Source organism: Streptomyces lycii (genome assembly GCF_009735685.1).
GTDB lineage: Bacteria > Actinomycetota > Actinomycetes > Streptomycetales > Streptomycetaceae > Streptomyces > Streptomyces lycii.
In genome coordinates this window covers 1-13,440 of sequence record NZ_WHPN01000047.1, presented here as the reverse complement: position 1 = coordinate 13,440, position 13,440 = coordinate 1, and the positions used below count along the sequence as shown (strand labels likewise).

Here is a 13,440-nt window from a genome sequence, read left to right as displayed (position 1 = left end):
GCGGCCCGCACGTCCTCCCCCGGGGACGGAATAGGCACGCCTCCCCCGACGGCGCCCCCTCAGTCCCGGGCGTCCAGCCACACCGCGGTGTCCGGGGCCAGCATGCCGTCCGCGGTGAGCCCGTCGCTCGCCAGCAGCACCGGGAGTGCCGGCAACGGCACCGGCCGGGCCGAGAAGTTGACCCGGCATTCGAGCCCGGCGCCCTTGCGGAACGCGAGTTCGCCCGCGGCCCCGGCCAGTGAGCGGAACGTCTCGTCGCCGCGGAAGGCGCGGCGCAGCCGGAGCGCCGCGCGGTACAGCTCCAGGAACGAGCCGTCCCTGCCGCGCTGCGCCTCGGCCGAGAACTCACCCCAGCCCTCGGGCTGCGGCAGCCAGCTGCCGCCGGGGCCGAAGCCGTACGACGTGCCGCCGCGGCTCCACGGCAGCGGCACCCGGCAGCCGTCGCGCCCCTTGCGGGTGCGGCCGCTGCGCTCCCAGATCGGGTCGCGGAGCGCCTCCGGCGGCAGGCCGGAGACCTCGGGCAGCCCGAGTTCCTCGCCCTGGTAGAGGTACGTGGTGCCGGGCAGGGCGAGGGTCAGCAGCGCGGCCGCGCGGGCGCGGCGGCGGCCCTTCGTGTCGTCCGGTTCGGGCCCGCCGCCGGCGACGGGCGGCCATCCGGCGGCGTCCGTGCCGTCGGGGAGGCCGTAACGGGTGCGGTGGCGAACCACGTCGTGGTTGGACAGCACCCAGGTGGGCAGGCAGCCGACGCTCCGGGCGCTGTCGAGCGAGGTGCCGATGACGTCCCGGAAGGCGGCGGCGTCCCACGGGCAGCGCAGATGGAAGAAGTTGAACGCCTGGTGGAGCTCGTCGGGGCGGGTGTAGAGCGGGAGCCTGGCCGCGCTGACGCCGGCCTCCGCGACGGCGATCCGCGGCGGATCGTAGCTGTCGATGACCTTCCGCCAGGCGCGGTAGATCTCGTGCACCTCGTCGCGGTCCCAGAAGGGATGGTCGTCGCCCTCGGGGGGCGAGTTGAGCGGCGCGGCGTCGGCGCCGCGGGTGTCCCGGAGCGGCGGCGCCAGGTCCTTGCGCAGCCCGTGGGCGACGTCGACGCGGAAGCCGTCGGCGCCGAGGTCGAGCCAGAACCGCAGGGTGCGCTCGAAGTCGGCGGCGACCTCCGGGTTCTCCCAGTTCAGGTCGGGCTGTTCGGCCGCGAAGATGTGCAGGTACCACTGGCCGTCGGGGACGCGGGTCCAGGCGCTGCCGCCGAACTTCGACTGCCAGTCCGCGGGCGGCTCGCAGCCGTCCGGCCCCTTGCCGTCGCGGAAGACGAACCGGTCGCGGGCGGCCGATCCGGGCGGCGCGGCGAGCGCCTCGGCGAACCAGGGGTGCCGGTCCGAGCAGTGGTTGGGGACGATGTCGACGACGACCTTCAGCCCGAGCCCGTGGGCCCGCCCGACGAAAGCGCGGAAGTCGTCCAGGGTGCCGTGGCGCGGGTCGACGTCCCGATGGTCGGCGACGTCGTAGCCGCCGTCGGCCCAGGGGGACGGGTAGAAGGGCGTCAGCCACACGGCGTCCGCGCCCAGCTCCGCGACATGGGCCAGCCGGCCGGCCGCCCCGCGCAGATCGCCGATCCCGTCGCCGTCGGCGTCCGCGAAGCTGGGGACGTAGATCTGGTAGACGACGGACTCCCGCCACCAGTCGGCGCCCGGGCCGGACGGGTGCGGGGACGTGCTGTGGATCACTGTTGCCTCTCAGGCGGGTGGTGCGGGCAGTGGCGCGTGGACAGCTCAAGCGTTTGCGTCATCCTGCGGGCGTCACCTCTCACCGTCAAGGTTGTCATGACGCAAAGCCTTGTGCGCACGGCTGCTAATCTGCCGCCGTGAGCGAACAGCGGCCGGCGGTGAGCATGGCGGACGTGGCCCGTGCGGTCGGCGTGTCCACGGGCACCGTCTCCCGGGCGCTGCGCGGCCGGCCCGGGGTGTCCGAGGAGACGCGCGGGCGGATTCTGCGGGCCGCCGAGAGCCTCGACTACGTGGTCTCCCCCGCCGCCTCCGGCCTGGTCACCGGGCGCACCGGGTCGGTGGCCGTGCTGGTGCCCTTCATCAGCCGCTGGTTCCACGCCCGGGCGCTGGCCGGGGCGCACCGGGTGCTGCGCCGCGCGGGGTTCGAGATCGTGCTGCACCATGTCGAGGGCTCCGCGGAACGCCACGAGTTCTTCGAGACGCTGCCGGTCCGCAGGCGGGCGGACGGCCTGCTGGTCATCGCCCTCTCCCTCGCGGAGGAGGAACTGCGGCGGCTCGGCGCGCTCGGCCTGCCCGTGGTCGGCGCCGGGACGGAGCCGGGAGACCGGCCCGCCGCGGCCATCGACGACACGGCCGGGGCCGCCAAGGCCGTACGCCATCTGGTGAACCTCGGCCACCGGCGGATCGGCATGATCCGCTCCACCGATGACGAGGGCGTCCACCAGGGCGTGTCCCGGCGGCGGTTGGCGGGCTACCGGGCCGCCCTGACGGAGGCCGGGCTGGAGATTCCGGATGACGCCGTCGTCTCCGCGCCCTGGGGGATCGACGGCGGCGCCCGGGCGATGGGCGAACTGCTGTCGCTGCGCACACCGCCGACGGCCGTCTTCGCCGAGGCGGACGAGGTGGCGATCGGCGCGCTGCGCACGCTCCGCCGCGCCGGTGTCCCGGTGCCCGGGCGGATGTCGGTCGTCGGCTTCGACGACAGCCCGATGGCGGAACTCCTGGACCTGACCACCGTCGCCCAATCGGTGTACGAGCAGGGCGCGATCGCCGGGCGGATGCTCGTCGAGGCGGTACGGCACGGCGGGGTCCGTGAGCCCCGGGTGCGTCTGGGGACGACCCTGGTGCCGCGCGGCACGACCGCCGCGCCGTCCGGTCCCGGGGGCTCCCGGGGGCCTGCCGGAGGCGGCCGTGAACAGCCCGGATGAATTCCACTTCCGCGTGATGGGGGCTGATGACGCAACTGCCCGACGCCGTAGGCTTGGGACCGCAGGCATCGGAACGGCAGCCGCGGCGGAACGGGAAGTACCGCCCCGGCCGGAAGGAGGCGCTGGGTGATCGAGCTCGAGGGGGTACCCGAGCTGATCGACCCGGTCATGGTGGCAGCGTTCGAAGGCTGGAACGACGCCGGTGACGCCGCCTCCGCCGCGGTCGCACATCTCGACCGGGAGTGGAAGGGCGAGGTCTTCGCGGCACTCGACGCGGAGGACTACTACGACTTCCAGGTGAACCGGCCCACCGTGTTCCTGGAGGACGGGGAACGGAAGATCACCTGGCCCACCACCCGGCTGTCGGTGGTCCGGATCGGCGGCGAGAAGCCGCGCGACCTCGTCCTCGTACGCGGGACGGAGCCCAGCATGCGCTGGCGGTCCTTCTGCAACGAGATCCTGGGTTTCGCCCACGAGTTGGGCGTCGAGATGGTGGTGGTGCTGGGCGCCCTTCTCGGCGACACCCCGCACACCCGCCCCGTCCCCGTCAGTGGTGTCACCTCCGACCCGCAGCTGGCCCGGACGATGGATCTCGAGGAGACCCGGTACGAGGGGCCGACGGGCATCGTCGGCATCCTCCAGGAGGCCTGCACGCACGCGGGCGTGCCCGCGGTCAGCCTCTGGGCGGCCGTGCCGCACTACGTCTCGCAGCCGCCGAACCCCAAGGCGACGCTCGCGCTGCTCAACCGCCTGGAGGACCTGATCGGGCTGCGCATCCCGCTGGGCGAGCTGGCGGAGGACGCGCGGGCGTGGCAGCTGGGCGTGGACCAGCTGGCCGCCGAGGACAGCGAGGTCGCGGAGTACGTGCAGTCGCTGGAGGAGGCCCGGGACACCGCGGACCTCCCGGAGGCGTCGGGCGAGGCCATCGCTCGGGAGTTCGAGCGCTATCTGCGGCGGCGCGACGGCCAGCCGGGTCCGGGCCAGCCTCCGGGCGGGCACGCCACGGAGAGCGGAAGCGCGCCCGAGGGCGGCTCGTACCTGCGGGACACCACCGGCGGGCGCGGACGGCCGGCCCGCAGGCGGCCGCGGGGGGAGAACGCGGACGCGCCACGGACCGGGCCCGACGACGGGAACGCCGGGAACGCGGAAGCCGGCACGGAGGGGTCCGGCGGCACGGAGGGCCCGGACGGCGGGGACGTTACGGACAGTGCCGACGGTGCGGACAGCGCCGCCGGCTCGGGCGGCGCCAGCGGTGCGGACAGCACGGGCGGTACGGAGGACAGCACAGGCGGCCGGAGCGGCGAGGACACGGACGCCGCGGGCGCGGGCGGGGACACCGGCCCGAACTCCCCCGGCGGCGACAGCGCCGGAGCCGGAGAGGACCGCACCGCCGGTGACGCCACCGGCCGTGACGCGGGCCCCGGTGCCGGTACGGCTCCGGAAGCGGCCACGGAGGCAGGGACGGCGGCGGACCCGGAGACGGAAACGGCCCCGGAAGCAGGGACCGCGGCGGACCCGGAGCCCGCATCAGGCCCGGAGACGGGATCAGGCCCGGAGGCCGGCCCCGGGAGCGGTTCCGGCCCGGAGCGGCGTACGGGCTCCGAGGAGGAGTAGCCACCGGCCGCGGGCGGGACCGCGGCCGCGCACACCGCGCTCCCGCACACCGCCCTCATCCGCGCCGCGGCCCCCGGCGCCCGCACCCGCACCCGCACCCGCACCCGCACCCGCACCCGCACCGACGAGATACCGGGCCCGCGCCGCCGCCGGGCCGGAGTCACCGAGCCGCCGGGCCGGAGTCACCGACGCCGAGGGGCGGCCACCCGCCACGGGTGGCCGCCCCTCGGCACGCTGTGCGCGTCGCTCAGAGCGCCACGCCCAGCAGGGCGTCGACGGCGCGCGACACCAGGCCCGGCGCCCCCTCGTCCGTACCTCCGCCGGACTCCTGACGGGCGGCCCAGCGGTCCACGGCGGCGAGCGCGGCGGGCGCGTCGAGGTCGTCGGCCAGGGCGGCGCGGATCTCCTCGACCAGGTCGTCGGCCGGCGGGCCGTCGGGGCGGGAGACGGCGGCACGCCAGCGGCCGAGCCGCGACACGGCCTCGTCGAGCACGGACTCGGTGTACTCCCAGTCGGCGCGGTAGTGGTGGGCGAGCAGCGCGAGGCGGATGGCGGCCGGATCGGTGCCGTCGCGGCGCAGCGCGGAGACGAAGACGAGATTGCCCTTGGACTTGGACATCTTCTCGCCGTCGAGGGCGACCATTCCGGCGTGCACGTAGGTGCGGGCGAAGGGGTGTTCCCCGGTGAGCGCCTGGGCGTGCGAGGCGCCCATCTCGTGGTGCGGGAAGGCGAGGTCGGAGCCGCCGCCCTGGACGTCGAAGCCCATGCCGAGGTGTTCGAGCGCGATCGCCACGCACTCGATGTGCCAGCCGGGCCGGCCGCGGCCGAGGCTGCCGCCGTCCCAGCTCGGGTCGCCCTCGCGGGCGGCCATCCAGAGCATCGGGTCCAGCGGGTTCTTCTTGCCCGGGCGGTCCGGGTCGCCGCCGCGCTCGGCGGAGAGGTGGCGCATGGTCTCGGCGTCGAGTCCGGAGACCTGTCCGAAGGCGGGGTCGGCCGCGACGGAGAAGTAGATGTCGCCGTCCAGTTCGTACGCCGCTCCGGCGTCACGCAGCCGCTCGACGAGCGGCACGATGCGCGGTATCGACTCGACGGCACCGACGAAGTGGCGCGGCGGGAGCATCCGCAGGGCGGTCATGTCCTCGCGGAAGAGCGCGGTCTCGCGCTCCGCCAGCTCCGTCCAGTCGTCGCCGTTGGCGACGGCCCGCTCCAGCAGCGGATCGTCGACATCGGTGACGTTCTGGACGTAGTGGACCTGCCGCTTGGTGTCCAGCCAGACGCGCTGGACGAGGTCGAAGGCGTTGTAGGTCGCCGCATGTCCCAGATGGGTGGCGTCGTACGGGGTGATGCCGCAGACGTAGATGCGGGCGACGGGACCGGGGTCGAGGGGAACGAGTCCCCCGGTCGCGGTGTCGTGGATCCGGAGGTCGCGGCCACGGCCGGGAAGGGCGGGAACCTCGGAAGCGGGCCAGGCATACATGACATGAGCGTAACCGGATGCGCCTTCCGGATACGAACCGGTGGGCCGATCACGACCGGATCGGCGTTCTTGTCACGAGCCGGCCAATGTGCTTCCCCGGTCCCCGCGCCCCCGGCGCGCACCGCCGGAGGCACCCGTTCCGGGCGGGGTCAGACCGGCGGCCAGGGAATGGGCGGCCAGTCGCCGCCCGGCTCCGGATGCCGCCGTTCGCCGAGCAGACGGGTGACACGGGCGCGTACGGCCTCGGTCTCGGCCGCGGTGATCAGCTCGGCGAGCCGGGCCGCCAGGGCACCGCCGGGCGCCAGATCCGCCGACAGCCGCTCGAGGACGCCCAGGGCCTCCTCGGGCAGCGGCTCCCCCGCCCAGCCCCACAGCAGCGTGCGCAGCTTGTCCTCGGCGTTGAAGGTCACCCCGTGATCGATCGCGTAGAGCTTGCCCGAGGTGGTCGGCAGCAGGTGACCGCCCTTGCGGTCGGCGTTGTTGAGGACGGCGTCGAGGACCGCGAGCCGGCGCAGCCGCGCGTCGTCGGCGTGCACGAGGAGCGCCGTGCGTCCCTCGCCGACGTCGGCGAAGCCCACGGCCTTCCAGCCCGGGTCCGGCTCCTCCGCCTCGACCAGGGCCAGCAGCGCGGCCCCGGGATCGGCCTCGATCCAGAGCTGGACCATGCCTTCGCCGTACGGGCCGTCGCGGAGCACGGTCGGCGGCACCAGGTCCCAGCCCGTGGCGCGGGACACCTCGTACGCGGCGACCTCGCGCCGGGCGAGGTTCCCGTCGGGGAAGTCCCACAGCGGGCGCTCGCCCGCGACCGGCTTGTAGACACAGGCGGCCCGCGCGCCGTCGCGTTCGACGGCGCAGTGCAGCACGGCGTTCGACGCCTCGCGGATCCGGCCGCGGACCGTGAGTTCGCCGCTCGCGAGCAGGTCGAGCACGGCGGACGGCCCGGGTCCGCCGTACGCCTCCGGCACCGCCCCGCCCGCGGGGGTCACAGCCCCCGGCGGTATCCGTTCTGGCGCGGACATACGTGTCCCTCCGGGTCGAGCGGCAGGCTGCAGAGCGGACACGGCGGCCGTCCGGCGTTGACGACCTCCATCGCGCGTTTGGCGAATTCCCGCGCCATCGCCCCGGTGAGCCGCACCCTCAGCATGGGCGGGCCGTTCTCGTCGTCCTGGAGCAGTTGCTCCTCGGCCTCGGCGAGGTCGTCGTCCGTCTCCGCCTCGAGTTCGACGAGCGCCTGCGCCTCAACGATCATGCGCTCCTCGTCCCCGTCCCAGGCGAGCGCCATCGTCCCCACCCGGAACTCCTCCTCGACCGGGGTGTCGAGCGGGGCGGTGTCGGTGACCTCGGCGGGGGCGACGGCGGGCACGGGAGCGTTGCCGCCGGTGCGCCGCACGACCTCGTCCAGCAGCTCGTCGATCCGCTCGGCGAGCGCCTCCACCTGGGCCTTCTCCAGCGCGACACTCGTGGTCCGGGACCCGGCGGTCGCCTGCAGGAAGAAGGTCCGGCGGCCAGGCAGCCCGACCGTACCGGCGACGAAGCGGTCCGGGGGGTCGTAGAGGAACACCTGACGGGACACGTCCTGCTCCATTTCTCGGCGGATGGGTCTCGGCGACGGGCCCGGCCCGGTCGCCGCGGTGGCGCCGGGATCCTTCCCGGGCGCGGCTCGTCCACCCTACTGCGGGCGGCGATCACGGTGCGCCGGTGGCACCCCCGACGGCCGCGTCGCCCTCGGCGGTGGCCCCGGGGCCCCGCTCCGCGGGCATCAGGCCGCCGAACTCACCGGTGTCACCGAGCCGCAGCAGGAAGGGCCGCAGCGGCGTGTAGCGGATCACCGTGACGGAGCAGGGCTCGACCGAGATCCGCTGGAACTGGTCGAGGTGCAGCCCGACCGCGTCCGCGACCACGGACTTGATGATGTCGCCGTGCGAGCACATCAGGTACACCGCGTCGGAGCCGTGCTCGGCCTCGATCCGGTCGTTCCAGTCCCGTACCGCGTCGACGGCCCGCGCCTGCATGGCCCGTACGGACTCGCCGTCCTCGCCGGGGAAGCGGGCGGCCGACGGATGGTGCTGCACCGTCTGCCAGAGCGGCTCGTCGGCGAGCTCGGAGATCTTGCGGCCGGACCAGTCGCCGTAGTGGCATTCGCCGATCCGGTCCTCGATGTGCAGCGGCAGTCCCGGGCGGGCTTCGAGCACCGGGCGCAGTGTCTCCCGGCAGCGCTGCAGCGGGCTGCTGACGGCCGCGGCGAGCGGCAGTCCGGCCAGCCGGGCGGGCAGTCCGGCGGCCTGCGCGGCGCCGCGGTCGTCGAGCGCGACGCCGGGGGTCCAGCCGGCGAGGAGCCCGGAGGTGTTGGCGGTCGACCGGCCGTGCCGGAGGAGGATCAGCGTGGGCATGGGGGCCAGCCTAAGGGCTGTCCCGCAGTGCCCGGCGGGCGCACGACGACAGCCGCGGACCCCGCCGCGCCGCCGGACGGCCCGGATACGCGGGCGTCCGCTCCGCCGGCCTTCCGGCCGCCGGATGCATGACTGCCCCGTCCCGGGAAAAATGACGGGGGTGATCGTGGACTGCGCCATCTACCGGGACGGCCGCCGCACCGACGGCCCGCTGGACTTCTCCGACGCGCTGGCGGAGGCCCGCACCGCCGGCGACCGGTTTCTGTGGCTCGGCATGCACGAGCCGACCGCGGAGGAGTTCGACCTGGTCAGCAGCGAATTCGCGCTGCATCCGCTGGCGGTCGAGGACGCCCTCAAGGCACACCAGCGGCCCAAGCTGGAGGTGTACGACGACTCGCTGTTCATGGTGCTGAAGCCGGTCGTCTACGAGGCCGCGGCGGACACCGTCTCCACCAGCGAGCTGATGCTGTTCGTCGGCGACTCCTTCGCGGTGACGGTGCGGCACGGCGAGGGCAGCCCGCTGGCCCTGGTCCGGGAGCGGCTGGAGCGGGAACCGGAGGTGCTGCGGCACGGCCCGACAGCCGTGCTGTACGCCGTGTGCGACGCCGTAGTGGACCACTACATCGAGGTGGCGTCCGAGCTCCAGGTGGATCTGGAGGAGCTGGAGACGGAGGTCTTCCTGCCGGACGGGCAGGACGCGCGCAACACCGCGGCGCGGATCTACTCGTTCAAACGGCAGGTGGTGGAATTCCGCCGGGCCACCGTCCCGCTGACCGATCCCATGGCCCGGCTGACCGGCCCGGGGCTGCCGTTCGTCGACGAGGCGGCACAGCCGTTCTTCCGCGACGTCGGCGACCATCTGACGCGGGCGAACGAGAGCGTCGAGGGGCTCGACCGGCTGCTGTCGGACGTCCTGTCGGCGCATCTGGCACAGACGGGCGTACGGCAGAACGACGACATGCGGAAGATCTCGGCCTGGGCGGCGATGGCGGCGGTGCCCACCATGGTCGCCGGCATCTACGGGATGAACTTCCAGCACATGCCGGAGCTGCGCACGTCCTGGGGCTATCCGGTGGTGCTGGTCTTCATGGCGGTCGCGGTGGTCGGGCTGTACCGGCAGTTCAAGCGGCGCGGCTGGCTCTGATCCCCCGGTCCGGGGGCCGCGGGGGCGCGGTGCCGCGCGCAGGGAGAGCGGAACTCGCCGTGGACGGCCGGCGAGGCGGCGACGGATGCCGCGATGAGGGCGGGGTGACGGGCGGGGTGACGGGCGCGTGGGCCGCCCGCACGCGGTCGCTGCGCAGGCCCTCGTACGCCCCTCAAGCGCTCGCTCCTGGCCCCCGGCCCCTGGGCCCCCGCTCCACACCGCACCGCACCTCCCCGGCTCCCGTACGCCCCGGATCCCGTACGCCCCGGCTCCTCCGCCCTCGCCGCCCCGCACGTCCCTGCCCCGCTCGTTCCTGCCCCGCACTTCCCTACCTCCGCAGGTCCCCGCCCCCCGTACGCCTCAGCCCCGCACGCCCCCGCCCCCGTACGCCTCAGCCCGTCCGCCGATCGCCGCCCCGCACGCCCTCGCACGCCCTCGCAAATCGGCGCCGGCCGGGGAGGCGGCGGGATTACCGGCCGTGACCGTCGAGGTGACGGGGCGTCAGGCCGACCGGCGGGAGGCCGCGGCCTGCGGGGCCTCCGGCGGGCGTGCACACTGCTCCCGGCTGTCGGCGGCCCTCGGTAGGCTGATGACGGACCGGAAGGGGTTGTGGGTGAGCTTGTTCGGCAAGGCGGCACGGGGCAGTCTCGCGCCGCGGCGTGTGGGTCCGGAGGGTTCCGACTGGTCGCCGTACGAGCGGCTGGACGAAGCGGCGCACGCCTATTTCCTGCACGCGGACGTGGCGTTGGACGCCGTCGGCGGCGTGCTGGGCCGGCGCCGGGTCCGGGGCTTCACGCTGGAGCGCGTGGTGGATCTCACCGAGGCGGGCGCCTCGTTGTGGCAGGAGGCCGCGGTCTGCGACGGGCGGCGGCTGATCCTGTGGCACAGCGAGGAGGTCGCCGACGAGGACGCTCCGGGCGGCACCGTCCTCGACTCCTCCGTGCAGGTGCTGCCGCTGGACGCGATCCGCCATGTCGGGATGCGCACGCTGGTCGGCCGCGACCGGATGGGGCGCCGGGTGGACCGGGGCGTGCACCTGGTGCTCGCGACCGCCACCCCGCACGAACTCAACCCCGTCCAGGGCGGCGACCCGGACGCCCCGATCGCCGCCGCCCGCTTCCGGCCGGAGGCGTTCCGGTTCAGCAAGTCGCTGGACGACGGCGGGGCGGGCCAGATAGCGCGGCTCATCTCGTTCGGACGGCTGATGGGACGGCTGGTCCCGGGCTGACCGGCGCCCCGCGGAGCGGCCGGCCCGCCCGGGACCGGCCGCCGGTCACTCGGCGAGGCCCGCGCGCTCCAGCGCCTCGACGCCCACGCGCAGCGAGGCGAGCCGCTCGTCGAGCGTGAAGCCCGCCGGTGTGAGGGAGAGCGTCGTCACCCCGGCCTCGGCGTAGGCCCGCATCCGGTCCGCGATCCGCTCGACCGGGCCGAGCAGCGTGGTGGAGTCGATCAGCTCGCGGGGCACGGCCGCCGCCGCTCCGTCCTTGTCACCGGCCAGGAAGCGCTCCTGGATCTCGGCGGCCTCCTTCTCGTAACCCATGCGGCAGGCGAGCCGGTTGTAGAAGTTCTGCTTGGCGCTGCCCATGCCGCCGACGTACAGGGCGGTGTACGGCCGGAAGACGTCCGCGAGCGCGTCGATGTCGTCGCCGACCGCCATCGGCACCGTCGGCACCAGGTCGAAGCCGTCCAGCGTCTTCCCGGCCTTCTCGCGCCCCGCCCGGATCGGGCTCAGCGTGGTCGACTCGGCGTGCTCCGGCGCGAAGAACAGCACCAGGGCGCCGTCCGCGATCTCACCGGTCTGCTCCAGGTTCTTCGGTCCGATCGCCGCGATGTACAGCGGGATCTCCTCGCGCACCGGGTGCACGGTCATCTTGATCGGCTTGCCGGGGCCGCCGGGCAGCGGCAGCGTCCAGTGCTGTCCCTCGTGCGTGAGCCGCTCACGGGACATGGCCTTGCGGACGATCTCGGCGTACTCGCGGGTGCGGGCCAGCGGCTTGTCGAACTTCACCCCGTACCAGCCCTCGGACACCTGCGGGCCCGAGACGCCGAGGCCGAGCCGGAAGCGGCCCCCGGAGAGCGAGTCGAGGGTGGCGGCGGTCATGGCCGTCATCGCGGGCGTACGGGCCGGGATCTGGAAGATGGCGGACCCGACGTCGATCCGCTCCGTCTGCGCGGCGACCCACGCCAGCACCGTCGCGGCGTCCGAACCGTACGCCTCCGCGGCCCAGCACACCGAATAGCCGATCCGGTCCGCCTCGCGCGCGACCGCGAGATTGTCGGCGTCCATTCCCGCACCCCAGTAGCCGAGGTTGATCCCGAGCCGCATGGCGTTCCCCTTACTGATCAGTAACGTTCCCTGTGGTCGGGACTCTAGCGCGGAGCGGGCGGATCCGTCAGGGCCGGGGCGCGCCGCGGGCCCTCCCGGCCGGGGCCCGGCCAGTAACCTCGTCGCCCATGGAGCAGAGGCATCTCGGCCGTACGGGGCTGCGGGTATCGCGGATCGGGCTCGGCACCCTCACCTGGGGGCGCGACACGGGTGAGCACGGCGCCGCCGAGCAGCTGAAGGAGTTCTGGGAGGCGGGCGGCACGCTCGTCGACACGGCCGACGTCTATGCCGACGGCGCCGCCGAATACGTACTCGGGCAGCTCATCGAGGACCTGGTGCCCCGCCGGGACCTGGTGATCGCCACCAAGGCGGGCAGCGTTCCCGACCCGGAGCGGCGGTTCGACGGCTCCCGCGGGCATCTCCTCGCTGCCCTCGACGCCTCCCTGGAACGGCTCGGGACCGACTACGTGGACCTGTGGCAGGTGCACGCCTTCGATCCCTCGACACCGCTGGACGAGACCCTCCAGGCGCTGGACATCGCGGTCGCCAGCGGGCGCGCCCGCTATGTGGGGGTGTCGAACTTCTCCGGCTGGCAGCTGGCCAAGGCGGCGACCTGGCAGCTCGCGGTGCCGGGAACCCGCACCCGGCTGGCGAGTACGCAGATGGAGTACTCGCTGGTGCAGCGCGGCGTCGAACGGGAGGTGCTGCCCGCCGCCCGGGACCTCGGCGTCGGCCTGCTGCCCTCGTCACCGCTGGGCCGGGGGGTGCTGACCGGCAAGTACCGCCATGCCACCCCGGCCGACTCGCGGGGCGCCTCGGAGCACATGGCGGGCTTCGTCGCCCCGTATCTCGACGAGGCGGCGGGGCTGATCGTCGACGCCGTCGCCACCGCGGCCGACGGTCTGGCGACCACCCCGCTCAACGTGGCACTCGCCTGGGTCCGGGACCGGCCCGGAGTGGTCGCCCCGATCGTCGGCGCCCGCACGTCACAGCAGCTGGCGGCGGCATTGTCAGCGGAGGAGCTTAGTCTTCCCGACGAGATCTGCCGGGCGCTCGACGATGTGTCGGCACCGGTGCACCACTACCCCGACCAGGACTGGAGCACGCTGTGACCACGGACCGCCTCGCCGGCGAGGCCGCTGCCGCGCCGGCGCCGGAAGACGCCGCCCCGGGCGCCGGCGGCGACGACATCCCGACGTCCGGTACCGGGCGGGCGGACCGCCCCGGCCCGCCGCCCCGGGGCGAGGCGGGCAGCGCGCCGCGCCGGCCCGGTGAGGCCGCCGGAGCTGCCGCCGTGTCTGCCGGGCATGCGTCTTCCCCGGCGGAGGGGGACGCGCCCGGCGGTGACGGCCCCGGGGGTCCCGGCGGAGACGGCGGCCATGACGGGCACGGCGGGGACGACGCGCACCGCGGGAACAGCGGGGACGACGGAGACGACGGCCGCCGCGGGGACGACGGGCACCCCGGGGACAGCGCGGACAGCGCGGACAGCGACAGGGAAGCGGCCGGGCGGGGCGGACCGTCCGGCGGGTCCCGCGGCGACGGTGCGGAACCGGCCGG

The 13,440-nt window shown here is 74.7% G+C and carries 10 protein-coding genes and 2 pseudogenes; 6 read left to right on the top strand and 6 right to left on the bottom strand.

Features of this window, described 5'->3' with window-relative positions; translation table 11 throughout:
• Positions 1-59: 59 nt before the first annotated feature.
• The gene (locus tag GCU69_RS02490; protein WP_156204998.1) at positions 60-1,721 is read right to left on the bottom strand and encodes a glycoside hydrolase family 13 protein; all 1,662 of its coding nucleotides are present in this window, start codon (positions 1,719-1,721) and stop codon (positions 60-62) included.
• 137 nt (positions 1,722-1,858) lie between these two features.
• Between GCU69_RS02490 and GCU69_RS02485 the strand changes: the two genes are divergently transcribed.
• On the top strand, positions 1,859-2,929 hold the full coding sequence (locus GCU69_RS02485; RefSeq protein WP_235978162.1) for a LacI family DNA-binding transcriptional regulator: 1,071 nt from the start codon (positions 1,859-1,861) through the stop codon (positions 2,927-2,929).
• 126 nt (positions 2,930-3,055) lie between these two features.
• Positions 3,056-4,057, top strand: a pseudogene (locus GCU69_RS02480) (PAC2 family protein); the annotation flags it as partial.
• 733 nt (positions 4,058-4,790) lie between these two features.
• On the opposite strand, the gene mshC reads toward GCU69_RS02480, so the two are convergent.
• The 4 genes from mshC to GCU69_RS02460 all read right to left on the bottom strand — a co-directional run bounded on the left by mshC (position 4,791) and on the right by GCU69_RS02460 (position 8,410).
• Positions 4,791-6,020, bottom strand: coding sequence for a cysteine--1-D-myo-inosityl 2-amino-2-deoxy-alpha-D-glucopyranoside ligase (gene mshC, locus GCU69_RS02475; RefSeq protein ID WP_098751082.1), 1,230 nt, complete (start codon positions 6,018-6,020; stop codon positions 4,791-4,793).
• A gap of 149 nt (positions 6,021-6,169) precedes the next feature.
• Entirely contained in the window at positions 6,170-7,039 is an 870-nt protein-coding gene (locus tag GCU69_RS02470; RefSeq protein WP_156204997.1) for an SCO1664 family protein, read from the bottom strand.
• Positions 7,003-7,593: a DUF3090 domain-containing protein gene (locus tag GCU69_RS02465; RefSeq protein WP_107644852.1), complete on the bottom strand. Its 591-nt coding sequence runs from the start codon at positions 7,591-7,593 to the stop codon at positions 7,003-7,005. Before GCU69_RS02465 ends, GCU69_RS02470 begins: the two co-directional genes overlap by 37 nt.
• Positions 7,594-7,705: 112 nt before the next feature.
• Positions 7,706-8,410: a histidine phosphatase family protein gene (locus tag GCU69_RS02460; protein WP_098751085.1), complete on the bottom strand. Its 705-nt coding sequence runs from the start codon at positions 8,408-8,410 to the stop codon at positions 7,706-7,708.
• 151 nt (positions 8,411-8,561) lie between these two features.
• Between GCU69_RS02460 and corA the strand changes: the two genes are divergently transcribed.
• On the top strand, positions 8,562-9,554 hold the full coding sequence (corA, locus tag GCU69_RS02455; RefSeq protein ID WP_098751086.1) for a magnesium/cobalt transporter CorA: 993 nt from the start codon (positions 8,562-8,564) through the stop codon (positions 9,552-9,554).
• A 613-nt stretch (positions 9,555-10,167) separates the two neighbouring features.
• Entirely contained in the window at positions 10,168-10,782 is a 615-nt protein-coding gene (locus tag GCU69_RS02450; protein WP_235978161.1) for a hypothetical protein, read from the top strand.
• Positions 10,783-10,827: 45 nt separating this feature from the next.
• On the opposite strand, the gene GCU69_RS02445 is transcribed toward GCU69_RS02450, so the two are convergent.
• Entirely contained in the window at positions 10,828-11,880 is a 1,053-nt protein-coding gene (locus GCU69_RS02445; protein ID WP_098751088.1) for an LLM class F420-dependent oxidoreductase, read from the bottom strand.
• A gap of 128 nt (positions 11,881-12,008) precedes the next feature.
• Between GCU69_RS02445 and GCU69_RS02440 the strand changes: the two genes are divergently transcribed.
• Complete coding sequence (locus GCU69_RS02440) at positions 12,009-12,992, top strand: aldo/keto reductase (RefSeq protein WP_098751089.1); 984 nt, start codon at positions 12,009-12,011, stop codon at positions 12,990-12,992.
• Positions 12,989-13,440: pseudogene (locus GCU69_RS33145) on the top strand (hypothetical protein); the annotation flags it as partial. The gene GCU69_RS02440 and the pseudogene GCU69_RS33145, both read left to right, overlap by 4 nt.